This is a genomic window from Mycolicibacterium aurum (assembly GCF_900637195.1).
GTDB lineage: Bacteria > Actinomycetota > Actinomycetes > Mycobacteriales > Mycobacteriaceae > Mycobacterium > Mycobacterium aurum.
This window is the reverse complement of the sequence record NZ_LR134356.1, coordinates 460160-485190: the sequence shown is the minus strand read 5'-3', so window position 1 is coordinate 485190 and position 25031 is coordinate 460160. Positions and strand designations below refer to the sequence as shown.

Sequence of the window (25031 nt, the reverse complement as noted above, 5' to 3'; positions counted from 1 at the left end):
CGTGGCGCGATACGGAGATTCGGACGACCAGGGCAACTACTCCGACGACGAGCCGACCCAGCTCAGTAATTACGGCTACGACGACTACGGCCAGCAGCCGCCACCGGAGCCGGAAACCACCGAGGCGCCGTGGTACCGGAAGCCGGCCGGACTGGTATCCCTGGGGGCCATCGGCGCGATCATCATCGCCCTGATCGTCTTCGGACTGGCCAAGGCCATCACGGGTGACTCCACGTCGAACACCACGACCACCACGTCGCTGACGCCGCTGACCACCACCTCGGCGCCCGCGGTCGCACCCACGGCGACCGAGACCGCCACCGAGACGGAGAGCGCGACGGCGACGACCACCACGGAGCCGACGACCACCACGACCACCACCGCGCCGACGACGACGACCACCACGACGACGACCACGACGACGACTCCGAGCACGACGGTCAGCACGAGCACCAGCACGGTGACGCAGACCGAGACTCAGACCGAGACGATCACCGAGAGCCCCGCCCCGCCCACTCCCTGATCTGGGCGCGTCCGGCTAGCAGTCGGTGTCCGGCGCAGGTACACACTCGGTGACCGGCGCGGCAGGCTCAGCGGACGGAGCGGGCTCCGCCGACGGTTCCGGCGCAGGCTCCGCTGAGGGCGCGGGCGACGGCGAGGGTTCGGGCGACGGTTCGGGTGACGGCGACGGTTCGGGCGTCGGTTCCGGCGTCGGCTCCGGCGTTGGTGTCGGTGTCGGGTCCGGCGTCGGGCTGGGCGAGGGACTCGGTGACGGCTCGGGCGACGGTGTGGGCGTCGGTGTCGGACTGGGCGAGGGCTGGGGTTCCGGAGTCGGTGTCGACGTCGCCGGCGGCGCCGCCGGGGCGGGAAGCACGACCGGCGGTGCGGCCGGTGGCGAAACCTGCTGCGGCGCCGACTGCTTCGTGACCACCTGCTGCGGCGCCGGGACGGCCTGCACCGGCCGCGGCGCGGGAGCATCCGCTATCACCGTCTCGGTCACCGTCGGCGGCACCGCGATGTCCGCAGGCGCCGCCGGAGCGTCCAAGGGCTTCGTCGCAACCGGTGTCGCGATGCCCGACGATCCGGGCTCGGCGGGGCCCGCCTGCCCGATCTGCGCGGTGAGCACCAGACCCGTCGCCGCCATCGCGGCGAAACATGCTGCGGTGGCGAACAATACGCCGGGTCGCCGATACCAGGCCAGCGCCTCGTAGTCTCTGGCGGCCAATTCCTCACCGCGGCTGTGGAAGTGGACGTCGGGACGTGCGTACGCCGTGTTGTAGACGGTCTCGGCCGTCTCGTCGACCACGCCGTCGTCAGCGACCTCGGCGGCCGCGAGGTCGACGGTCTCTGCCGACCAGGCCAGCGGCACCGCGGCCGCCATCGTCGGATCCTGCACCACCGTCGGCGCCAGCGCTGTGCGCGGCTCGGCGACAGCGGTGCGCACGGCCAGGATCTCGGCCCCGGCGGCAGCGGCCATGTACGCGTGCGGCGTGGTGATCACCGGTCGACGGAAACTCTCCGAAAGACGTTGAGTCACAAGTGGTATACGAGAGCTGCCACCCACGGTGGCAATCGCCGCGAGCTGCGCGGGGGCGATGCGGTGGCGGTACAGCGCGCCCATCAGCTCCTGGGCGAACCGGTCGAGGGCGGCGCCGATCAGCGCGTCGACCTCGTGGCGCGTCACCCGGATCGTCGTCCGGCCGTCGAACAGACCGGTGGCGGTGTCGACGGACAACCGTTCCTTGGCCGCCCGGCACTGGTCCCGGAGATCACCCAGCCTGGTCACATGCGCTGTTGCGGCCGGATCGACATCCATGCCGCCGAGCACGTGCTGCAGCAGCGCGCGGTCGACGAGGTCCCCGGAGAACACGTCGAGACGGATCGTCTCCCCGATCGTCGCCAGACCGTTGCCGGCGTCGGCCAGCGAGATGCTGCTCCCGGTCGCGCCGAAATCACAGAGCGCCACCACGCCGTGGGTCGGCAGCCCCGGGTCGGTCTGCAGCGCGGCGAGCGCCGCGGACGCATCTGACACCACGCTCAGGTGCGGAACGGCGGCCCGCACCGCCGCCACCATCCGGTCGGGCCAGTGGGCGGGTACCGCGACGGCCGCAGCATCCGGGCGCCGGTAGGGCCGGGCGGAACGGATCAGCTGCTCGATCGCGGCGGCGGTCAGGTCCTCGGCGCGGTGTCCGGACCCGTCTGCGAGAACCAGCGGCACCGGATCGCCGATGCGCTCGACGAAGCCCGTCGCCACCGCTCCGGAGGCCAGGGTGAGGGCGGCCGGCCGGCTGATCGGCCGGCCGTCGGCGACCGCGACCAGGTTGGCTGCGCCCAGCGAGACACCAAGGGAACTGCGCATACCTGTACGTCGCTTTGGCGCGCCGAAGTGTTAGGCGTCAGCGCCGCGCCCGCGCACATTTCAGCGGCGTGTTCGCGCATACTCCGCGACGATCGCTTCCGCACTCCGCACGGCGGCCCGGCACGCCCTCGCGGTGAACGGGTCGTTGAGCGGGTGGTCCGCGCGCCTGCGCCAGCGTTGCGCGGCGGAGAAGGCAGCCCTCGGGCCGTCGTCGGCATCCGCCGCGGACAGCCCGAGGCGACTGGCCACGTCGGTTCCCGACCCGCCGATCACGCGCCGCAGCGAGGCCATCTCGTCGTCGTTGAGCGTGGTGGGCCGCGAGCGCAGCTGGCTGAGCAGGCGCAGCTCCTCGAAGGCGTGCGTGTCCGCCAGCAGCGGGTCGATGTCGGCCAGGATGCGTGGGGTGGCGTAGACGGGGTGGCGCTGCACGACCGTGCGCAGCGACACCAGGGCGGTGTGGGCCTTGAGCAGGTCGGAACGCTGGGCGAACTGCTGGTCGATGACGTCACGCAGCGCCACCAGCCCGCTGCGGTCGAGCAGTTCCTCGGCCAGCGCCACCGAATCCTTCACCCCGGCCCGCAGCACGGCGATCGAGATGCGCAGGCCGAACATCCCGAACCGGTCCAGCAGCGCGGCGCGCGTCACGGCGTCCACCGGCAGCGCGGGGTCCTCGCGGACGAAGCGGTCCACCGACAGCATCGCCTTCGTCAGCTCACCGGGCTCCACCCCGGCGAGCTTCTCCAGCGCCACGAACTCGCTCTGCCGCAGGGTGCGGGCCGTCAGCGCGAGCAGCCCGGACACCGGGACGACGGCCTGGCAGACGCCGGTGCGTTCCAGCTCGGAGGTGAACCGCTGCGCCACGTCCTTGGCCGACAGCATGGCGTCGATGCGGCCGGCACCGATCTCGTCGGCGCGCGAGGCCACCCCGATCACGCCGAGGGCACCGGCGGATCCACCGACCAGCTCGCCGATCTGTTTGAGCAGGGCGATATCCGGGGCGTTGAGTGTACGAAGCAGGAAGACCACGGCATCGACCCGCGGCACCCCGTCGTCGGGGACCAGCAGCCGCAGCGTGCGGGCTGACACATCCCGGGAGAGTGACGACGTGCCCGGGGTGTCGATGATCGTCGCGTCGGCCAGTTCGGCGGCGGGCCATTCGACGTCGAGGTCGGCGACGTCGTCAGGATCCAGCGTCGCGAAGTCGAAGGTCAGACCGCCGTAGCGGGGGTCCCGGGCGATCGGCACGTTGGATCGGCGGCCGCCGCGGTGGTTGGCCGTCACCTTCGGCGTGGGCCCGTGCCGGAACCAGGTGACGATGCGGGTCGCCTCGGTGGCGTCGGTCGGGGCGATGCTGTCGCCGACGAGGGCGTTGACGAGCGTTGACTTGCCCGCCTTGAGCGTGCCTGCGAGCGCGATGCGGATCGGCTGGTTCAGCCGTCGGCCGATGCGCTCGAGCTCCAGGTGCACGTCCGGCCGCTGACGATATGCAGGGTCGGCCCGGTACGCGGCGATGGTGCCGCCCAGGATCGCCCGCACGTTGTCGCTGGTACTCAGAGTTCGCCGTTTCGTCTCGCCCGACTGGTGACCCGTCGAGCTTAGTGAGCCGATGCCACCTCGGCGCCGAGCTTGTCCGCGTGGTCGAGCACCTGCCGCAGGATGTTGGCCTGCCGCTCCAGTTCTTTGACGCGGGCGGTGCGTTCGGTCTCCTCCACCTTGGCCGCCGCCAGGGTGGCCTGCAGCGACTCGTTCAGCGACCGCGTGGTCTGGTTGGCGATCTCGCGGTAGTGGTCGCGCAGCTGCCGTTGGATGCCCTTGAGCCGGTCACGGGACTCCTTGCCCACGGCGAAGGCGACATCGTCGACGAACCGGCGCACATTGGTCTTGGCATCGTTGCGGACGCGCAGCATCCGGTTCTCCATGTCCTCCTTGTAGGCCTTGCGGCCGAGGATGAACCCGGCCCCCAGGGACAGCGGGTTGAACATGCCCAGCCCGGCGAACGACGTCAGCATGCCGAACATCAGGACTCCGCCGTAGGAGCCGCGCATCCCGGTGACGACCTTGTGCCCCAGCTTCAGGGGTTTGGCCTCCAGCTGGGCCAGCGACTTGAAGTCGCCGAGTTCGGCGCCCATGTCCCGCGCATCGATCGCGGGCATCCGGACGGCGTCCAGGCCGGCCTCCATGAAGGTCCGGGCCACGTCGGCCGCCAGCGCCTCGGCGCGCTGGTAGGCCCAGACGAAGTTGTCGCCGACCGCGGTGGCCACCGCCTCTTCGAGTTCGGCGCCGATCTCGGCCCAGTGGGTCGTCGGGTCGCCCGTATCGATGATCCGTTCGGTGTGAAAGGTGATGTTGCGGAAGCGTTGTCGCAGATCGTGGTCGACATCGGCGGTCAGGTCGGCGATACCGTCGTTGAGTACCTGCTGCCACAGCGCGGTCTGTTGCAGTGCGTCCTGGGCCTCCTGTTTGCGGCGTTCGAGGTCGGCGGTCAACCGCTCCCGGGCGTGCGGGTCGTTGAGCGACGACAGCCCCGACTCGACCGCCAGCTTGAGATGCTCGGCCGCCGCGCGGACCTCGCCGACGACCTGCTGACGCACCCGGTGCTGCTGGCGCGCGAGCACGTCGTCGGACAGGAACTTCACGATCGCCGGGAAGTTCGACTCCTCGTTGAGTTCCTTGTCGTTGAGCGCCACCGCATGGCTGCGCAGCGTCGACGACGCCGGGATCACGGGTGTGGTGATGCCGGCACGGCGCAGATGGGCGGCGTTCGCGTCCACGATCTGGCGCCAGTGCGGGTACAGATCGGTCTTCGTCGCGACGATCACCGCGACGGGGCAGACCTCCACCGCCTGCCGCATGAACGTCATCTCGGGTTCGGTGAACTCCTGGCTGGTGTCGCTGATCATCAGCATGGCGTCCGCGTCGGGCAGCAGGCCCAGCGTCGCCGACAGGTGCGGCTGGCCGTGTCCGCCGACGCCGGGCGTGTCGATGAACGCGAGACCGCCCTTGAGCAGCGGGCTGGGTGCGGTCACCTCGACGCGCAGTACCTCGCGGCCACCGGCCTGTGGCGCCCGGCGCAGATCGTTGCGCAGCTCCGCGGTGGGGATCTCGATCAGCTCGGGCTCGTCACCGTCGCCTCGGGCCACCACCAGCCGCGCCGAGGCCTGTTCGCCGTGGGACACCACGGTCGCCAGCACCGTCGATTCGTCGTCGCCGACGCGCGCGACCGGCATGTTCAGCAGCGAGTTGAGCAGCTGGCTCTTGCCCTGCTTGAGCTGCCCTGCGATCACCACCCGAATCTGCGGGTCACCGACGCGGCGGCGGGCCCGGGCGAGCCGTTCCACCAGATCGCCGCGCTGCTGTGTTTCGGCGATCGTGCTCGTGTGGTCGATGAGCTCGAGGACGACCTTCTTGGGGTCGTTCGGTTGCGACATGGTGCCCCTGGGTCTGTCGTGGTGAGTCAACGGTAGGCGCGCACACTGGCGGGGACCATTGCGGTCCCCGCCAGTGGTCGGCGGTCATGCAGATCAGAACGCGTCGAGCTCGGTGTCGGTGGTGTTGTCGGAGGCGATATCGGTCTCGATGCCGGTGACGTTGCCCGAGAACAGATCCGTGCTCGTCTCGTTGCCCGAGCCGATCGCGGTCTCGTTACCCGAACCGATGTTGGACTCGTAGCTTGAGGAGTTGTCCTCGATCGAGCTCTCGGTCGAGGTGGCAATGTCGGTCTGCACCGAGGTGTTCACCGAGTTGTCCTCGGTGTTGTCGCTGCCGACGTTGCCGTCGATCTGGGTGCCGGTGTTGACGTCGTTGTCGGTGATGATGATGCCGCCGCCGTTGCCTCCGGATCCGCCGGCCGCGTTGCCGGACCCGATGCCGATCAGGCTGCCGCCGCCGTCGGCGCCACCGCCGTTGCCACCGCTGGTGTCGACGTCGTTGAGCACGGGGGCGTCGTTGTCGGTGATCAGGTCGCCACCGGCGGTCTTCGAGTTGTCCTCGACCTCGTTGTCTTTCCCGACGACGACGTTGGAGCCGCTACCCGCGAGGATGTCGCCGTTGTTCATGGTGTTGCCATCCCCGAGCACGGCTCCGTCACCGCTGACGATGTCGCCGTCGTTGTCACCGTCGACCACCACGCCACCGTTGGTGGCGGTGTTGGTGCTCTTGTCGCCGAAGGTGATGTCGCCGAAGCCCAGGTTGAACGCACCGTTCTGGGCGTTGGCGCCGGCCGCCTGGTCCGGGCTGGCGATCGGCAGGTTGTTGCCGCTGAGCAGGTCGGTGTTGGTCTCCGGCGCGAAGCTCGGCGCGTACGAGGTCTGCGGCGAGAACGGCGACGCGAAGTTCGACGCCAGCTGATGATGGTCGGCGACCGCACGCTGCAGACCGACGACCGGGTCGCCGCCGCCGAGCGCGTAGCCGGCCGGAGCGGCCGTGGCGGCCACCGACGCCAACTGGGCGGCGGTCACGTTGGGCAGGCCGGCATCGCGCAGGGCACCGTCGGGGTCGACGACGAAGGACGACGCGGAGGCCGGGCTGCGGAACAGGTCGAGGATGAAATCGATGAGTGTCGTCATGGGAGTGCCTTTCCAGGTTTCAGGGTCTTCTGGTCTTGTGGTCGTTCGCCGGACCTCCCGGCGATCTGGACACCACGTTATGGACTGCCGAACCCGCCGAAAACGGGGCAGAGGCCCAATCCCCAGCGCCCCCACCTAGGGATAGTGGGGTGCCGACACTAGGGGATTAGGGGATATCTAGGGGGTATCGGGCTTCGTGCCGACCCCAGCACTGTTTCTGCAGCTCAAGCACCAAAAAAGCCCCGCGCGGATCGCAAGATCCGCGCGGGGCGTACGTCCGTGGGTGGGCGCCGACTCGACTCAGTCGAAGATGTCGAAGCTCGGACCGTGATCACTGGTCTCCGCCGGGGCGATCGGCTGCGCCCAGTCGTCGTCGAGACCAGCCTCCGCCGTCAGTATGTCATCGATCACCGGCGCTTCGACCTGCAGCGACGTCGCGGTGTCGAGCGGATCGACGTCCGTCAGCACCTCGAAACCGGGATCGACATCGTCGACGATCCCCGGGACCGAGGGGTCGTCGACGATGACGCCACGCTGGGGCAGCTGGTCGTCGAACGCATCGAAGGCGGCAGTGGCGGCGCCGCTGGCCCACACGTTGCTCACCGGGTCGGGCACCAGGTCGTCCCAGTGCTGCGCCGGGGCGGCGATAGACGACGACATCGACGAGGACATGGACGACATCGACAGCGACTCGGCCACCACCGGTATCAGGTTCTGCACGTCTGCGCTGGTCACGTCCGTCAACTGGGCGTCGGCGATGGCGCCCGCCGGATCCTGGGCGTACCGGGCGGCGGCGTCGGGATCCCGCACCAACGACATCACGAAATCGAGAAGCGGGTTCGCCATGGCGTCACCTCCTCTGTCCGTCGCTGTCTGATCGAGCGCGTGCGGCGCTCGGCACCGTGCCTCCGCTCTGTGCCCACGATGCTATTCGGACAGACGGGCTTCGGGATCGGTGTGCACCCCGAGCGGTGGCCACGGCCGTTAGGGGATGCCGGTGTAGGGGATTCGCCACACTAGGGGGACGTCCGCCGGTAGCCGGGGACGAGCCGCTAAGGTGGTGCACGGTCCAGACAGGAGAGACGCCGCCATGACCGAGCCACTGGGGTTGTCGATCGGGACGACCAACCTCGTGGCGGCCCGCGTTGGCCGCCCACCCGTGACACGCAGATCCATTCTCAATCTCTTCACCGGCCAGGCACCACAGGTCGGCGCACCCGCAGAACTGCCCGGCCGCCCCGAGCCCGGGGTGGTGCTGAGCGGCTTCGTCGACCGCGTCGGCGACCCTGTCCCCCTCGTCGCCGCCGACGGCACCGCACACCGGGGCGAGCAGGTGCTCGCCGAAGCGCTCGCCGCGATGGCCCGCCTGGTCGACGGCGGATCGCCGGTCGCTGTCGCCGTGCCCGCGCACTGGGGCCCCGGAACGTTGGGCGCACTGCGCGGCGCACTGCGCAACCAGCAGATCCTGGCACCGAACGGCGTGCCCGCCACGCTGATTCCCGACTCGACCGCCGCGCTCGCCGCACTGCGGACCGCGCCGGGGCTACCCGCCGCCGGTGTGGTCGTCCTGGTCGATCTCGGCGCCAGCGGAACGTCCGTCTCGATGGCCGATGCAGGCGGCGCCCTCAACGAGATCGGGCAGACGCTCCGCTACCCGGACTTCTCCGGTGACGGGATCGATCAGGCACTGCTCGACCACGTGCTGGCCGGCGTCGCCGACACCAACGACGCCGACACCTCGGGCACCGCGGCGGTGGGTCCGCTGATGCAGCTTCGCGACCAGTGCCGGGCCGCCAAGGAGCGCCTCTCGGCCGAGACCGCGGCGGTGGTTCCGGTGGACCTTCCCGGGTATCGCTCCGATGTCCGGGTGACCCGCCCCGAACTCGAACAGCTGATCTCGGGCCAACTCGACGGTCTGCTGTCTGCCATCAGGGATACGTTGCAGCGCAATGCAATTGCCGTTGAAAGCATTTCAGCGGTGGCCACGGTCGGCGGCGGTGCCGCGATCCCGATGGTGACCCAGCGGCTGTCGGAACAACTCCGCGCGCCCGTGGTGACCACACCGCAGTCTCAACTCAACATCGCCGCGGGCGCCGCGCTGATCGCCAACCAGGGCCTCGACAACGACGCTCCGACAGGGATGGCGGTCGCCGCCGACGCGCCGACCGGTCTGTCCCCCGCCGCCGACACCCCGACGGCGATGGGTCCGGCCGCGGACGCCCCGACCGCGCTGGGCCCGGCCGCCGGTGCGGCAGCGGCTGGTGCGGCGGCGGGCGGCGCGCTGGCCTGGTCGCAGGATGACGACTCCGCAGGCGATCCCCTGCCCTATACGGGCGCCGATTACACGGCCGCACCGGCGTACGACGCGAGTTCGACGGCGGCTCGTCCCCCGATCGGCTTCACCCCGGACGGCGACGACTATCAGGACGACCTGGCACCGCTGCCCTGGTACAAGCGCCCTCCCCTGCTGTTCGGCCTGGCAGCCGCGGCGGCACTGCTCGCCGTCGGTGGCCTCGCCATCACACTGACCAGTTCAGATGGGGAATCGACGACCGTCACCGAGACCGCCTCCACCACTCCGTCGGAGGCGGCCCCGGCGGAGTTGCCCCCGCCTGTCACGACGGTGACCGTCGGACCGGACGGCGTCGCCACCACCACGGTCAGCCAGCCGCCACCGCCTCCCCCGCCGTCGTCGACGACCACCACCACGACGTCGCCGACCACCACCTCGAGCACCACCACGACCACGACGACGACCACCACCACGACGCAGCCCACGACCACCACCACGCGCACCACCACCACGCAGCCCACGACGACGGCTCCGCCGCCGACGACCACCGTCGCGCCACCGACCACGACCGCCGCACCTCCGCCCACCACGGTCGACCCGCCGGATCCGATCGTCACGACGGTCATCCCCGACGACGGCGCCTGACCTTCGGCGATGACGGGTACGGCACCGCACCGGCCGACGGATCTGCTGCCGGCCGCCCGCGAGGCCATCGCGCTCGTCGACGCGGATCCGGCAGCGCCGACCAAATTGCTGGTGACCGGCGGCATCGGCACCGGTAAATCGGCTGTGCTGGCGGCGGTACGCGAGTCCTTGCGGTCCTCCGGTCGCCCTGTGCTGTCCCGGCCCGGGGCGGCCCCCGACGCCGCCGTCGTCATCGATGACGCCGACCTCCTCGACGATGCCGACCTCGACCGGCTCGCCGAGCTTGTGGCACAACCGGATTCGACCGTGGTCATCTCCGCCGCACCCCTGGTGCACCGCACCGCCCTGCGCGGTGTGGCAGCAGCGCTCGAGCGCGAGAACCCCGCGGTCGCACTGGGCCCGCTGCCCGCGGTGGAGGTCAGTCGCGCCGCCACGGCGGTACTCGGCACACCGCCGTCACCGGAGCTCGTCCGGCTCCTGATCGCTGCCACGGGGGCCATCCCGTTCCTTCTCCGCGCCGCGCTGCCGGCTCTCGACGAGGGTCCGGTCGCGGTTCGGCAGGCGGCCCGCATCGGGTTGATCGAACGACTCCGCCGGCTCGACGAGACGCTGCTGGACACCCTGCTCATCTCGTCGCTCGGTTCGGGTCTCGGTCCCGACGATGTCGCTGCCGCGCTGGGTATGCCGTCGCAGTCGGCGTTGGCAGCCGTCGACAGAGCACGCGCCAGCGGTCTGGTCGAGCCATCGCACCATCAGAACTTCCTGCGCGCTGTCCACGACGCCATTTCCCAGATCGTCGGTGCCGCAAGACATCACGACATCGAGGTGTCAGTGCTGGGCTCACAGCTCGAGCTGTCGACGCTGACTGCCGACCTGGCGCTGCGGATGGCCGAGCACGGCTTGCGCGACGAACGGCTCGCCTCCGCGCTGACCGATCTCGCGGCCCACAGCGACGGCCACCCGGCCCGGGCCGCGCGGCTGTACCGCGCCGCCGCCGACGCCGGTGCCATGTCGCTACACGGGCGGCTCGCCGACGGGCTGAGCGGCCGGCTGGCCGACGCGCTCGCGCTGACCGGTGACTGCGCGACCGCGGGCCGTCTCGCCGACGACCTGCTGACGTCACAGGAACCCGCCGAGCGTGCCGCTGCTGTCCGGGTCGCCGCGAGCGTGGCGATGCACGACGGCAGCGCCGCGCAGGCCGCCGATCTGTTCCGCTGGCTCGGCCCGGCCCCGGACGCCATCGTTGCCGCCGCCGCGACGATCGCAGCCGTGGCCGTCGGCGACGCAGCCGCAGCCAGGGCGACCGCCCACGAGCGGCCCGCCGGTCCGCCCACCTCCGTCGCGCGCGCGGCTCGCAGCATCACCGAAGGCCTGGTGATGACGCTCGACCAGTCCTACCCCGCGGCCGTGGCGCGTCTCGGGCAGGCGATCAACGCCGATGGCGGCCACGCCGGCGTTCTGCCGGACACTCCGGCGGCGTTGGTGACGCTGGCCGCATTGCACGGCGGCGACCCGGTTCGGGCCAGAAGCGTGATCGGCCGAGCCGTCCACACCGACGGCCGGCCTGACCTCTCCGATGCGATCTTCGTCACGTCGCGCCATCGGCTGCTGCTGGGTTGGGCGCAGATGCAGGACGGGCAGTTGGCGGCCGCCGCGGCGGCGGTTCCGGCAGACTCATTCGCGTCGCTGCATCGTCGCGACGCGCTGTGGGCCGCTGCTCTGCACACGGCGATCGCGCGGCGCAGTGGCGACAGCGGCGCCATGCAGAACCATTGGTATTCGGCGATGGAGGTGCTTGCCGAGTGTTCGGCGGACGTGTTCGCCCTTCTCCCACTCGGTGAGCTGTGGGTCGCCGCAGCCCGTATGCACAAGGTCGATCAGGTCAGGCACGCTGTCGACGAGGCGTTCGCGCAGCTCGCCACGCTTGGTGACCCGGCGCTCTGGTCGGTGCCGTTGCACTGGGCGGGGGTGCACGCGGGCATCCTCGCCAACTCCCCGGATGCCGTCGCTCCACACGGTCAGGCATTGACGGCGGCCGCGGCGCAGTCGCCCTTCGCCAAGGCCCTCGCGGGCGCCGGTCGTGCCTGGTTGCGGGTGCTGGCCAACCACGTCGACGTCACTGAGGTCACCGCCGCTGCGCGCACGCTGGCCCAGCACGGCCACACCTGGGACGCCACCCGCCTGGCGGGCCAGGCCGCCCTGCAGACCACGGATCCGCGGGCGTCCCAGGCCATGCTGCAGCTCGCTCGCGACCTCAAGCAGGCGGTCACGAGTCCAGAGCCGATCGCCACCGCGCCGGCCGAGGAGGCTGCGGTCGCTCCGGCGCGGGGGCTTCCGGCACGGCCCGCGTCGACGCAGCTGTCCGACCGGGAACGCGAGGTCGCCGAGCTGCTGCTGCAGGGCATGCCCTACCGCGACATCGGTGCGCAACTGTTCATCTCAGCGAAGACGGTCGAGCATCACGTCGCGCGCATCCGCCGGCGGCTGGGCGCCGAATCGCGCTCCGAGATGCTGTCGATGTTGCGTGCCCAGCTGGGCTCGCCGTCGGGGCAGTGACCCGTCTAACCGGTTAGTTAGGCAATCCTTCGTAGCGCTCATTCTCGGGCTGATGTAACTATGAGCAGGCACCGAGCTTAAGTTACCCACCAGTAACACACTCTAAGTTACCCACGGGTAACCAGAAATACGGAGGCCCGCGTGGATACGCAGATGCTGATCAGGATCGTTGCCGGGGTCCTGATGATCGCCGTGGTCGGCGTACTGGCGGCCAAGCGTGTCCTGTGGCTGACCAAGCTCATCCGCTCCGGGCAACCGATGAGCGAAGGCAACAACCGCAAAGACCACCTGCAGAAGCGCATCACCACCCAGATCGAGGAAGTCTTCGGACAGACCCGGCTGCTGCGCTGGAACACCGCCGGTATCGCCCACTTCTTCACGATGTGGGGCTTCTTCATCCTCGGTTCGGTCTACGTCGAGGCGTTCGGCCAGCTGGTGGACCACGACTTCCACATCCCGTTCGTCGGCCGCTGGGACGCACTGGGCTTCCTGCAGGACTTCTTCGCCCTCGCAGTGCTGCTGGGCATCATCACGTTCTCGATCATCCGCATCGTCCGCGAGCCCAAGAAGCACGGCCGCGACTCCCGCTTCTACGGCTCCCACACCGGCGGCGCCTGGCTGATCCTGTTCATGATCTTCAACGTCATCTGGACCTACGCCCTGGTGCGCGGCGCCGCGGTCAACACCGGCGCGCTCCCGTACGGCAACGGCGCCTTCTTCTCCCAGGCCATGGGCTGGGTGCTGCACCCGCTGGGCGAGCCCGCCAACGAGTGGATCGAGACGTTCGCGCTCCTCGCGCACATCGCGATCATGCTGGTCTTCCTGCTGATCGTGCTGCACTCCAAGCACCTGCACATCGGTCTGGCGCCGATCAACGTCACGTTCAAGCGCATGCCCAACGGTCTGGGCCCCCTGCTGCCCGTCGAGTCCAAGGGTGAGCTGGTCGACTTCGAGGATCCCGCCGAGGACGCGGTGCTGGGTCGCGGAAAGATCGAGGACTTCACCTGGAAGGGCTTCCTCGACATGACCACCTGCACCGAGTGCGGGCGTTGTCAGTCGCAGTGCCCTGCGTGGAACACCGGTAAGCCGCTGTCCCCGAAGCTCGTGATCATGAACCTGCGCGATCACATGTTCGCCAAGGCCCCGTACTTCCTCGACGGCAAGGAATCCCCGCTGGAGAACACCCCCGAGGGTGGCCTCGGCGAGGAGATCCGCGGCGAGAAGAAGAGCGAGGAGCACGCGCACGAGCACGTTCCCGAGTCGGGCTTCGAGCGCATCCCCGCCGACTCCCCGCTGCAGGCCACCCGGCCGCTGGTCGGGACCCTGGAGCAGGGCGGCGTCATCGACCCCGACGTGCTGTGGTCCTGCACCACCTGCGGTGCCTGCGTCGAGCAGTGCCCGGTGGACATCGAGCACATCGACCACATCGTCGACATGCGCCGCTACCAGGTGATGATGGAGTCCGAGTTCCCCGGTGAGCTCGGCGTGCTGTTCAAGAACCTGGAGAACAAGGGCAACCCCTGGGGGCAGAACGCCAAGGACCGCACCAACTGGATCGACGAGGTCGACTTCGACGTTCCGGTCTACGGCAAGGACGTCGAGTCGTTCGAGGGCTTCGAGTACCTCTTCTGGGTGGGGTGCGCAGGCGCCTACGAAGACCGCGCGAAGAAGACCACCAAGGCCGTCGCCGAGCTGCTCGCCGCGGCCGGGGTGAAGTACCTGGTGCTGGGCGAGGGCGAGACCTGCAACGGCGACTCGGCCCGCCGATCCGGCAACGAGTTCCTGTTCCAGCAGCTGGCCGCCCAGAACGTGGAGACCCTCGGTGAACTGTTCGAGGGCGTGGAGCGGGTGGATCGCAAAGTCGTGGTCACCTGCCCGCACTGCTTCAACACCCTGGGCCGCGAGTATCCGCAGCTCGGCGGCAACTACACCGTGCTGCACCACACCCAGCTGCTGAACCGGCTGGTCCGTGACAAGAAGCTGGTTCCGGTCAAGTCCACCGAGCAACAGGACATCACCTACCACGACCCGTGCTACCTGGGCCGCCACAACAAGGAGTACGCCGCCCCGCGTGACCTCATCGGTGCGTCCGGCGCGACTCTGACCGAGATGCCCCGCCACGCCGACCGCGGCCTGTGCTGCGGCGCGGGCGGCGCACGGATGTGGATGGAAGAGCACATCGGCAAGCGCGTCAACGTCGAACGCTCAGAGGAAGCGGTGGACACCGGGGCGTCGGCGATCGCGACCGGCTGCCCGTTCTGCCGCGTGATGATGACCGACGGTGTCGACGACGTCGCAGCGAACCGGGACGTGGCGAAGCCCGAGGTGCTCGACGTGGCCCAGCTGCTGCTGGGATCCCTGGATCAGAAGTCCTTCGTACTGCCTGAGAAGGGTACGGCGGCAAAGGAATTCGAGGAGCGTGCGGCGCGCCTGGAAGCCAAGGCACCTGCCGAAGTCGAGGAAGTCGACGAGGTCGAAGAGGAAGCGCCCGCCGAAGCCAAGGCGAGCACGGCGACCGAGACCAAGCCCGTCACCGGACTCGGCGTCGCGGGCGGAGCGAAGAAGCCGGGCAAGAAGACTGCGGCCGCCGAGCCCGAGGCCAAGCCGGCTGCTGCCGAGGCAGCCCCGGCCAAGGGGCTCGGCATCGCCGGCGGCGCCAAGCGTCCCGGCGCCAAGAAAGCCGCCGCGGCACCGGCAGCCGAGACGACCACCGAGACTCCCGCGGCCGAATCCGCGACAGCGGAGCCCGAGGTCAAGGGGCTCGGCATCGCCGGCGGCGCCAAGCGTCCGGGGGCTAAGAAGACGGCGGCGCCCGCTGCTGCCGCGCCTGCGGCCCCCGCGGAAACGACTGCGGCACAGGAAGATTCCCAGCCTGCGGCGCCCGAGCCCGAGGTCAAGGGTCTCGGCATCGCATCCGGTGCCCGCCGTCCCGGTGCGAAGAAGGCGCCGGCGAAGGCAGCACCCAACGAGGGCGCGGCCACCGTGGTGCAGCCGCCCAACGTGGACCCGGACAAGGCCGAGGCAGGCACCGAGGCCGCGGACACCGCCGATTCCGATCGGGGTCTCGACACACACAAGGCCGAGCCGGAGGTCAAGGGCCTCGGCATCGCGGCCGGCGCACGCCGGCCCGGCGCCAAGAAGGCAGCCACACCCACCCCCGCGGCCGCTGAGCCCGAGCCGAGTACTGAGGCCGCACCCGAGCCCGAGCCCACCGCGGACGTCGAGCCGACAGCGGACTCAGCGCCCGAGGCGCAGCCTGCGTCTGAGCCCACCCCGGCGACCAACGGCTCCGGCAACGGTGAAGCCCGTGTCGTCGGCGACGAGCCACCCGTGAAGGGCCTCGGCATCGCCAAGGGTGCGCGCCGCCCAGGGCGCAAGTAGCCCCACGGCCGGCGGCCAGGAGATGAAGCTGTTCCTGGCCCTGGTGGTGTTCCTGGCGGCGGCGACGCTGTCGGCCGGACCGGTCGGCGCGGCGCCCGCGCCCCCCTGTGTGGTCGTCGACACCGACTTCGACATCGACGACCTGATGACCATTCCGACCGTCATCGGGGCACGCCGCGTCGCTGCGGTCGTGACCACGGAGGGGTTCACGGTGCCGGGCCTCGGTGCCTCGGCCGTCAACCGGTTGCTGGCCGAACCTGGTCAGCGGCCCGTCCCGGTCATCGTCGGCGCGGGACACGGCCGCTCCGAAGCCGACATCGCGTCGACGTTCGGCGATTTCGTGCTCGTCTTCCGCACTCTGATGAACCGGCTGAACAACTTCCTGCCCACCGCCCTGCCACCCAGCCCGGCGCGCGCCGACTACCCGCAGCAGGTCGTGGACGCCGTCGCCGGGTGCGCCGCGGTGGACGTCCTTGTCCTGGGCGCGTTCTCGTCGTTCGTGAACTACAGCCCGGCGATCCGGGCGAAGATCGGCCGGGTGGTCATCACCGGCAGGCCGCTCGAAGGGGATCCGGAACTCAAAGCGGCGGAGTCGTTCAACTGCGTATACGACCGCCCGTCCTGCGCAACGGCCTTCCACGAGCAGCTACCCGGTCTCGACCACGCCTTCGTCGACGTCCCCCGATCCGACTGCGACCTGACGCCCAACGCGGCGGGGTGCGGCGGGACGGTCTACGGTCCGACGCTGGCGATGGCACAGGCCCTGGGCCCCGTCGGGCTGCCCAACACACTCAAGCAGATCCTGCTCAATCATTCGGACTCGTGGGCCCTGGACACCTGGGAGCGCTCCGGTTACGGCGGACGGACCATGTTCTGGGATCAGTCGACGGCGCTGGCACTACTGGATCCTGCCGCGTTCCGCCCGGTGGGCGCACACCTGGAAACGGTGCTGAGCCCCGCGGATTTCCAGCGCCGATGGGTCGACTTCACCAACCTGTCGGCGACGTTTGCCTAGGTGCCGATCCGTGACCTGGAAAAACACGTGGACAACCGTGGGAGAATTTCGGACATGAGTACGCATCAGGCGCCGTGGCACACGGGCAGTGGTCATGCGCGCCAGCGCGAGTTCGCGCAGTCGAGCAAGCTGCAGGACGTCCTGTACGAGATCCGCGGACCTGTACACGAGCACGCCTCGCGGCTGGAGGCCGAGGGCCACCGGATCCTCAAGCTCAACATCGGCAACCCGGCCCCGTTCGGTTTCGAGGCGCCCGACGTGATCATGCGCGACATGATCCAGGCGCTGCCCAACGCCCAGGGGTATTCGGACTCCAAGGGCATCCCCAGCGCCCGCCGCGCCGTATTCACCCGCTACGAGCTGGTCGACGGCTTTCCCCGCTTCGACATCGACGACGTCTTCCTGGGCAACGGGGTCTCCGAGCTCATCACGATGACGCTGCAGGCCCTGCTCGACAACGGCGACCAGGTCCTGATCCCGGCGCCGGACTATCCGCTGTGGACGGCGTCGACGTCTCTGGCCGGCGGCACCCCGGTGCACTACCTGTGCGACGAGACCCAGGGCTGGCAACCCGACATCGCCGACATGGAATCGAAGATCACCGAACGCACCAAGGCGATCGTGGTGATCAACCCGAACAACCCCACCGGGGCGGTGTACACCCGCGAGAACCTCACGCAGATCGTCGAACTCGCGCGCAAGCATCAGCTGCTGCTGCTCGCCGACGAGATCTACGACAAGATCCTCTACGACGAGGCCGAGCACATCGCGCTGGCGTCACTGGCGCCCGACCTGCTGACGCTGACGTTCAACGGCCTCTCCAAGGCCTATCGGGTGGCCGGCTACCGGTCCGGCTGGCTGGTCATCACCGGTCCCAAGGAGCATGCGACCAGCTTCATCGAAGGCATCAGCCTGCTGGCCAACATGCGGCTGTGCCCGAATGTTCCTGCGCAGCACGCGATTCAGGTGGCCCTCGGCGGCCATCAGAGCATCGACGACCTGGTGCTGCCCGGCGGCCGGCTGCTCGAACAACGTGATGTGGCGTGGACGAAGCTCAACGACATCCCCGGGGTGTCGTGCGTGAAACCCGAGGGCGCCCTGTATGCGTTCCCGCGGCTGGATCCGGAGGTCTACGACATCGCCGACGACGAGCAGCTGGTTCTCGACCTGCTGCTGCAGGAGAAGATCCTCGTCACCCAGGGCACCGGTTTCAATTGGCCCACACCGGATCACCTGCGCATCGTGACGCTGCCGTGGGCGCGTGACCTGGCCAGTGCCATCGATCGGCTGGGCAACTTCCTGGTCAGTTACCGACAGTGAACCTCGCGCCGAAACTGAAGCTGTGCTCGACTTTCGGATGAAACCTGGCACATAACTTCAGTTTCGACGCGGCAGGGGCAGTGTTCCGGTCACCTCGCTGATCCGCCGGCTGAAGATCGCCCAGCGCTCCTGGTCACCGAACACGTCCTGCAACCGCGCGACGTAGCGGCCCAGGGTGTCGACGTCGTCCGTCGCCGCCAGGTAACAGCACGTCTTCTCGTACGCGATCAGCAGGTTGTCGGCGACGGCATACTCGACGAGGTCGCGGGTCGAGTGCAGCCGTTCGACTTCGCCGAGCACCCGAGCCAGGTTCGCACACAGCCGCGCCGCGAAGGCCTGCATGTCCGTGCCCCGATCGAACCGCAGTTCGTAGGGCGCGTCGGGCACGAGGTGCTCCCAGCGGCGGTCCAGCAGGAACGTCTCCGGGAAGTGCAACTCCGGCCCGTGACCGGGGCACGCCTCATCGATCTCCACCGAGCCGACACCCACGTTGACGAAGAATCCGTACCAGGGCGTGACACTGTTGTTCCAGTTGGCCTGGAAGTTGATGACGTCGTAGAGCGGTCCGCGCGATCTGCGGAACGTGTTCTGCGACCGGGTGAATCCGTGGGACCGCAGAGCCGGCGCCACCTCGCCGGACAGCACCGACTCGTAGGTTCGCTTCAACGCCGATCGCTCGGGGGCGCTTCTGACCATGCCTTCAGGCTAAGGCGCCGGGAATGGGCCCCGGCTCACCAAAATCTCGGACCTCTACCCTGTGCGGGTGGCGCACTCACACTCCCATTCGCTGAGCGGTCCGTCGCCGCTGGGGCCGCTGGCCGCCAGGATCGTCGTCGGGCTGCTCGTCGCCATCGGCGTGGCCGTCCTGATCGGCGCCGCCCTGCTGTGGCCCGGCGGCGGCAAGGCCGACATCCCGTTGCCGTTCCAGAACGCCGCCGGCGGTGCCGTCACCACCGAGGCGGGACACGTCGTCTCCAGCAGCGAGGCGACCTGCGGCAGCCCGTCCGCGGGTGCGGTGCTCACGTCGGCTCCGCTGCCCGCGCAGGGCGAGGGTGCGACGTGCGTGCTCGCGTTGGTGACCATCGACTCCGGCCCCAATCAGGGTGCCGACACGCTGCTGGAGTTCGGCGGGGGCCCCGGACAGCCGAGTCTGGCCGTCGGGGACGACATCCGTCTCAGCAGGCAGGTCGACGACGCCGGCACCACCACCTACTCGTTCTACGACTACGAGCGGACGTGGCCGCTGACCGCGTTCGCCGTCGTCTTCGCCGTCGTCATCGTCGCCGTCGCCCGGTGGCGTGGACTGCGGGCGATGATCGGCATCGTGGTCGCGTTCGGCGTGCTCGTCGTGTTCCTGTTACCGGCGCTCCGCGACGGCGCGGCTGCGGTCCCGGTGGCCTTGGTCGCGTCGGCGGCGATCCTCTACGCGGTCATCTACCTCGCCCACGGCGTGAGCCTGCGCACCAGCGCGGCATTGCTGGGCACGCTCGCGTCGCTGCTCCTCGCGGCGGTGTTGTCCTGGGCGGCAATCGAAACGGCCCACCTCACCGGCCTCTCGGAGGATCAGAACAACGAGGTCGCCGCGTACCTGGGCAACGTGTCGATCACCGGACTGCTGCTCGCCGGGTTCATCATCGGTTCGCTCGGCGTGCTCAACGACGTGACCGTGACGCAGGCCTCGACGACGTTCGAACTCGCGGCGCTCGGCGACGGCGCCTCTCGGCGTGAGGTGTTCGTCGGCGCCATGCGGGTGGGCCGCGACCACATCGCGTCCACGGTCTACACGCTGGTGCTCGCCTACGCCGGCAGCGCGCTGCCGCTGCTGTTGCTGTTCAGCGTCGCGAACCGCTCTCTCGGCGACGTGCTGACCAGCGAGAGCGTGGCCATCGAGGTGGCCCGCTCCGCGGTCGGCGGCATCGCGCTGGCACTGTCGGTGCCGCTGACCACCGGCATCGCCGCGCTGCTCGCCACCCCGCAGCAGAACCGTCACTGACTCTGCCGTTTGACCCCCCATGCCGCGGGTACTCGGCCGCCGTGAGCCAGCCCAATCACACCTCTGAGATCAGCATGGACGTCGACGGCCACCATCGGACGTTGACCGTGGACCACCGGATGACGCTTCTGGACGCGCTCCGGGAGCGGCTCGACGCCACCGCCCCGAAGAAGGGGTGCGACCACGGCCAGTGCGGCTCGTGCACCATCCTCGTGGACGGACGCCGCGTCACCAGCTGCCTGACGTTCGCGGTCGCCGCCGACGGCGCGCAGATCACCACCGCCGCAGGACTCGGCGACGGCGACGCAGTGCATCCGGTCGCCCAGGCGTTCCACGACGAAGACGCGTTCCAGTGCGGCTACTGCACTCCGGGTCAGATCTGTTCGGCCGTCGGCATGCTCGACGAGGTCAAATCCGGTGCGCCCAGCTTCGTCAGTGACGACCTCGAGGCCACCCCGGAGCTCACCGGCGCCGAGATCCGGGAACGTATGAGCGGCAACCTGTGTCGCTGCGCGGCCTACCCGAACATCGTCGCCGCGATCGAGAAGGCAGCCGTCCGATGAAGCCGTTCGAGTACCACGTCGCCACCAGTCCCGCCGACGCGGTGGCCACCTTGGCCAAGCATCCGGACGCGGTGTATCTGGCCGGCGGGACCAATCTCGTCGACCACATGAAACTCGGTGTGGCCGAACCTGATCTGCTGGTCGACATCAGCCGCCTTGATCTCACCGAGGTCACCGTCACCGACGAGGGTGGCGTGACGATCGGGGCCAACGTCCGTAACAGCGACCTCGCCGCGCACCCGGTGATTCGTTCGCACTATCCGATGCTGTCGAGGGCGCTGCTCTCCGGCGCCTCCGGGCAGCTGCGCAACGCCGCGACCACTGCGGGCAATCTGCTGCAGCGCACCCGGTGTGTGTACTTCCAGGACGTCACCACCCCGTGCAACAAACGCGTTGCCGGAAGCGGATGTTCGGCACTGGGCGGCTATGTGCGCTATCACGCCATCCTCGGTGCCTCCCCAGAGTGCATCGCAGTACATCCGTCCGACATGGCGGTCGCGCTCAGCGCGCTGGATGCCGTCGTCGTGGTCGAGGGCACCGACGGCGGCCGGCGCATCCCGGCCGTCGAGTTCCACCGGCTGCCCGGCGACGAGCCGCACCGGGATACCGTGCTGCGCCACGGCGAACTCATCACCGAGGTCGAACTTCCGCCCCCTCCCCCCGACGCCGTGTCCGATTACCGCAAAGTTCGCGACCGCGCGTCTTACGCGTTCGCGCTGGTATCGGTGGCCGCCGAGCTCAGCTTCGTCGGCGACGCGATCGCGACGGCCCGCATCGCGCTGGGTGGTGTCGCGCACGCGCCGTGGCGGGCTCGCCGCGCGGAGCGGATACTGATCGGCGCCGTCGCCTCCGAGGAGACGTTCGCCGCGGCCGCCGACGCCGAGCTGGCAGACGCGGAACCATTGCCGGGCAACGAGTTCAAGGTCGAACTGGCCCGCCGCACGATGATGGCGCAGCTGCGCATGCTGACCGAACGGGGTCGGCGATGACGCTCCTGGAACCGCGCAGCATCGGTGCCCCCGTCCTCCGTCACGACGGTCGCGCCAAGGTCACCGGGACCGCCACCTACGCGTTCGAACAGCAAGTCGAGCAGCCGGCGTACCTGCACCCGGTGCAGTCCACCATCGCCCGTGGCCGCATCCTCGCGATGGACACCTCCGCTGCCCGCACGCTGGACGGCGTCCTCGACATCCTGACGGTGTTCGACGCCCCGACACTGGCGGACGCCTCCGACGGCGAGCTGGCGATCCTGCAGGACGCCCGGGTGCATTTCCGAGGTCAGCTGATCGGCGGCGTGGTGGCCGAGTCCGCCGAAATCGCCAGGGAGGCAGCCGCACTGGTGGCCGTCGAGTACCTCAAGGAGCCGCACGACGCCGAGCTCCGAGCCGATCATCCCGGGCTGTACACACCGGACTCGGTGAACCCGTCGTACCCCCCGGATTCCGACGACGGCGACGTGGAGACCGCGCTGGCAGGCGCCGAGTACACCGTCGACCAGACCTACGAGACGCCGATCGAGCACAACAGCCCGATGGAGCCGCATGCGGTCATCGCCCGGTGGACCGAACAGGACGGCGACGCCACAGTCACGATGTTCGACTCCACCCAGGGCGTGCACGTCGTCCGCAAGACGCTGGCGCCGATCTTCGGGTTGGAGCCCGAACGGCTGCGGGTCGTCGCTCCGCATGTCGGCGGGGGCTTCGGATCCAAGGGCGCCCCACACGCCCACGATGTGCTGGCACTGATGGCGGCCCAGCGCGCCGGCGGCCGTGCGGTCAAGCTCGCCCTCACCCGTCAGCAGATGTTCGCCCTGGTCGGTTACCGCACCCCCACGATCCAGCGGATCCGGCTCGGCGCCGACAAGGACGGGCACCTCACCGCCATCGTGCACGATGTGATCGAACAGACCTCGGCGGTCAAGGAATTCGCGGAGCAGACGGCGGTGACGTCCCGCAAGATGTACGCGTCCCCGAACCGCAGGACGTCGCACCGGTTGGCGGCACTCGATGTCGCCGTACCGTTCTGGATGCGCGCCCCGGGCGAGTGCCCCGGCACCTTCGCCGCCGAGGTGGCGATGGACGAGCTGGCGGTGACAATGGGCATCGACCCCATCGAGCTGCGCATCCGCAACGACCCGGACGTCGACCCGGAGACCGGCAAGCCGTGGTCGGGACGTCACCTGGTGGAGTGCCTGCAGCTCGGCGCCGAACGCTTCGGCTGGGGTTCGCGTGACCCCGAACCGGGAAAGACCGGCACGGGAGAGTGGTTCGTGGGCACCGGGGTGGCGTCGGCCACGTACCCGGGAATGGCGATGCCGGGCAACGCCGCCCGGATCACCTGCAGTGCCGACGGCCGGTACGAGGTGGCCATAGGGGCGTCGGACATCGGGACCGGCACGTGGACCACGCTGGCCCAGATCGCGGCTGACGCGCTGGGCTGCGAGCTGTCGGCCATCGACCTGCAGATCGGCGACACGGACCTGCCGCCCGCGTCCGTCGCAGGCGGATCCTCGGGCATGACCTCCTGGGGATCGGCTGTTTCCGCTGCGGCACAACATTTCCGGCACGACCACGGCGACCATCCCTCGGTAGGCGCCACCACGCTCGCGGAGGCACCCGAGAATCCCGGCGACGACGACGTCACCGTGCAGTCATTCGGCGCGCACTTCGTCGAAGCCCACGTCAACCGGGACACCGGGGAGGTTCGGATCCCCCGGATGCTCGGCGTCTTCTCGATCGGCCGGGCCATCAACGCGCGCACGCTGCGTTCGCAGCTGATCGGCGGCATGACGATGGGTCTGTCGATGGCGCTGCACGAGGAGAGCGTCCGCGATCCCCGATTCGGGCATGTCGTCACCCAGGACCTGGCGAACTATCACATCAGCGCGCACGCCGACGTGATGGACGTCGACGCCATCTGGCTCGACGAGGTCGAGGAGCACCTGAACCCGATGGGCTCCCGCGGCGCAGGCGAGATCGGCATCGTCGGCGCGGCGGCCGCCGTGGTGAATGCGGTCTATCACGCCACCGGCGTCCGGGTGCGGGAGCTGCCCGTCACGCTCGACAAGGTGCTGCCCGGCCTGCGGTGAACGTCAGCGCTCCAGTAACTCCAGCAGATACGCGCCGTAGCCGGACTTGAGGAGTTTGTCGGCGCGGGCGGCGAGTTCGTCGTCGTCGATGAATCCGACCCGCCACGCCACCTCCTCGGGGACGCTGATCTTCAGGCCCTGCCTGCGCTCGACGGTGCGGATGTAGTCGCTGGCATCCAGCAGCGAATCGAACGTCCCGGTGTCCAGCCAGGCGGTGCCGCGGGCGAGTTTCTCGACGCTGAGCCTGCCCTGGTCGAGGTAGGTCTGGTTGATCTCGGTGATCTCGTACTCGCCGCGGGCCGACTTGCGCAGTGCACGCGCGATCTCGATGACGTCGTTGTCGTAGAAGTACAGCCCGGTGACCGCGTAATTCGACGCGGGCGCAACCGGTTTCTCTTCCAGCGACAGCGCGCTGCCGTCGGGCCCGAACTCGACGACGCCGTACGCCGACGGGTTGGCCACCCAGTACGCGAAGATCGCGCCGCCTTCGACGTCGTGGAAGCGCTGCAGGCTGGTGCCCAGGCCCGGTCCGTAGAAGATGTTGTCGCCCAACACCAGTGCGACGTTGTCCGCACCGATGTGCGAGGCCCCGATGACGAACGCCTGCGCGAGTCCGTCGGGCCGGTCCTGCACCGCGTAGGTGAGGTTGATACCGAAGTCCGATCCGTCGCCGAGCAGCCGGTGGAAACCCGGCGCGTCGTGTTCGGTGGTGATCACCAGGATGTCGCGGATGCCGGCCATCATCAGCGTTGACAGCGGGTAGTAGATCATCGGCTTGTCGTACACCGGCAGCAGCTGCTTGCTGACCCCCATGGTGATGGGATACAGCCGGGTGCCCGATCCGCCCGCCAGGATGATGCCGCGCATCAGCCGGTCAGATCGGCTTCGGTCAGCTCCGTGGCGGCCAGCGCCGAGGCCAGGTCGTCGTGCCGGAACACCGACGTGACGTGGTCGTGCACCACCCGGAACGCCGACGCCATGGTGCCTGTTTCGCCGGTGACCGAGACTGTCTTCTGCTCGACGACGACGACGCCGTCGTTGACGTAGATGCGGCCCGGTTCGACCTTGATGTCGAGCGCCTGGGCCCAGTCGCGCAGAGCTGCGTGCCCCTGGGCGGCGCCGCCGGCGTCACCGATCTCGATGTCGTCGCTGGACAGTGACAGCAGAGTGTCCAGGTCTGCCGCGTTGAGCGCGTCGTGCCAGGCGAGGACGGTGGCCAGCTCTGAAGTGGTCATGTTCGCGAGCTTAGGCGG

The 25031-nt window shown here is 69.4% G+C and carries 18 protein-coding genes; 10 read left to right on the top strand and 8 right to left on the bottom strand.

Going from position 1 to position 25031, the window contains the following annotated elements; genetic code table 11:
* Position 1 precedes the first annotated feature (1 nt).
* The gene (locus tag EL337_RS02255) at positions 2–523 is read left to right on the top strand and encodes a hypothetical protein (protein ID WP_048633323.1); all 522 of its coding nucleotides are present in this window, start codon (positions 2–4) and stop codon (positions 521–523) included.
* Positions 524–538: 15 nt separating this feature from the next.
* Here EL337_RS02255 and EL337_RS02250 read toward each other — a convergent pair whose 3' ends face one another.
* The 5 genes from EL337_RS02250 to EL337_RS28885 form a co-directional block, all read right to left on the bottom strand.
* Entirely contained in the window at positions 539–2359 is a 1821-nt protein-coding gene (locus EL337_RS02250) for an Hsp70 family protein (protein WP_048633324.1), read from the bottom strand.
* A gap of 60 nt (positions 2360–2419) precedes the next feature.
* Complete coding sequence (locus EL337_RS02245; protein WP_109860146.1) at positions 2420–3913, bottom strand: dynamin family protein; 1494 nt, start codon at positions 3911–3913, stop codon at positions 2420–2422.
* A 41-nt stretch (positions 3914–3954) separates the two neighbouring features.
* Positions 3955–5787: an isoniazid-induced dynamin-like GTPase IniA gene (iniA, locus tag EL337_RS02240; RefSeq protein ID WP_048633326.1), complete on the bottom strand. Its 1833-nt coding sequence runs from the start codon at positions 5785–5787 to the stop codon at positions 3955–3957.
* 93 nt (positions 5788–5880) lie between these two features.
* Positions 5881–6924 (bottom strand): IniB N-terminal domain-containing protein, encoded by a 1044-nt coding sequence (locus tag EL337_RS02235; protein ID WP_048633327.1) that lies wholly within the window; start codon positions 6922–6924, stop codon positions 5881–5883.
* Positions 6925–7224: 300 nt separating this feature from the next.
* Positions 7225–7770, bottom strand: a complete 546-nt coding sequence (locus tag EL337_RS28885; protein ID WP_048633328.1) for an Rv0340 family IniB-related protein — start codon at positions 7768–7770, stop codon at positions 7225–7227.
* A gap of 244 nt (positions 7771–8014) precedes the next feature.
* Here EL337_RS28885 and EL337_RS02225 point away from each other — a divergent pair, with 244 nt between their 5' ends.
* From EL337_RS02225 to EL337_RS02205, 5 genes are all read left to right on the top strand, one after another.
* Positions 8015–9862 (top strand): Hsp70 family protein, encoded by a 1848-nt coding sequence (locus tag EL337_RS02225; RefSeq protein WP_048633329.1) that lies wholly within the window; start codon positions 8015–8017, stop codon positions 9860–9862.
* Positions 9863–9871: 9 nt separating this feature from the next.
* A complete protein-coding gene (gene iniR, locus EL337_RS02220) occupies positions 9872–12418 on the top strand; it encodes an isoniazid response ATPase/transcriptional regulator IniR (protein WP_126316480.1) in 2547 nt (848 codons plus the stop codon).
* 141 nt (positions 12419–12559) lie between these two features.
* On the top strand, positions 12560–15799 hold the full coding sequence (locus EL337_RS02215) for a (Fe-S)-binding protein (RefSeq protein ID WP_048632427.1): 3240 nt from the start codon (positions 12560–12562) through the stop codon (positions 15797–15799).
* Positions 15800–15821: 22 nt separating this feature from the next.
* A complete protein-coding gene (locus tag EL337_RS02210; protein WP_126316478.1) occupies positions 15822–16814 on the top strand; it encodes a hypothetical protein in 993 nt (330 codons plus the stop codon).
* A gap of 27 nt (positions 16815–16841) precedes the next feature.
* A complete protein-coding gene (locus tag EL337_RS02205) occupies positions 16842–18134 on the top strand; it encodes a pyridoxal phosphate-dependent aminotransferase (RefSeq protein ID WP_109860114.1) in 1293 nt (430 codons plus the stop codon).
* A 57-nt stretch (positions 18135–18191) separates the two neighbouring features.
* Here the strand turns inward: EL337_RS02205 and EL337_RS02200 are convergent, their stop codons facing one another.
* A complete protein-coding gene (locus EL337_RS02200) occupies positions 18192–18830 on the bottom strand; it encodes a DUF4304 domain-containing protein (protein WP_048632429.1) in 639 nt (212 codons plus the stop codon).
* A 61-nt stretch (positions 18831–18891) separates the two neighbouring features.
* Here EL337_RS02200 and EL337_RS02195 point away from each other — a divergent pair, with 61 nt between their 5' ends.
* The 4 genes from EL337_RS02195 to EL337_RS02180 are packed head-to-tail and all read left to right on the top strand — an operon-like array spanning position 18892 to position 23778.
* On the top strand, positions 18892–20127 hold the full coding sequence (locus EL337_RS02195; RefSeq protein WP_048632430.1) for a YibE/F family protein: 1236 nt from the start codon (positions 18892–18894) through the stop codon (positions 20125–20127).
* 41 nt (positions 20128–20168) lie between these two features.
* Positions 20169–20690 carry a 2Fe-2S iron-sulfur cluster-binding protein gene (locus tag EL337_RS02190; RefSeq protein WP_048632431.1) on the top strand — a complete coding sequence of 174 codons (522 nt, stop codon included), beginning with the start codon at positions 20169–20171 and terminating at the stop codon, positions 20688–20690.
* On the top strand, positions 20687–21679 hold the full coding sequence (locus EL337_RS02185; RefSeq protein WP_048632432.1) for an FAD binding domain-containing protein: 993 nt from the start codon (positions 20687–20689) through the stop codon (positions 21677–21679). Before EL337_RS02190 ends, EL337_RS02185 begins: the two co-directional genes overlap by 4 nt.
* Positions 21676–23778 carry a xanthine dehydrogenase family protein molybdopterin-binding subunit gene (locus EL337_RS02180; RefSeq protein WP_048632433.1) on the top strand — a complete coding sequence of 701 codons (2103 nt, stop codon included), beginning with the start codon at positions 21676–21678 and terminating at the stop codon, positions 23776–23778. Before EL337_RS02185 ends, EL337_RS02180 begins: the two co-directional genes overlap by 4 nt.
* Before the next feature lie 3 nt (positions 23779–23781).
* Here the strand turns inward: EL337_RS02180 and rfbA are convergent, their stop codons facing one another.
* Together rfbA and EL337_RS02170 are read right to left on the bottom strand one after the other, a co-directional pair.
* Complete coding sequence (rfbA, locus tag EL337_RS02175) at positions 23782–24645, bottom strand: glucose-1-phosphate thymidylyltransferase RfbA (RefSeq protein ID WP_048632434.1); 864 nt, start codon at positions 24643–24645, stop codon at positions 23782–23784.
* Positions 24645–25013, bottom strand: coding sequence for a nuclear transport factor 2 family protein (locus tag EL337_RS02170; protein ID WP_048632435.1), 369 nt, complete (start codon positions 25011–25013; stop codon positions 24645–24647). Before EL337_RS02170 ends, rfbA begins: the two co-directional genes overlap by 1 nt.
* Between the last annotated feature and the right edge of the window lie 18 nt (positions 25014–25031).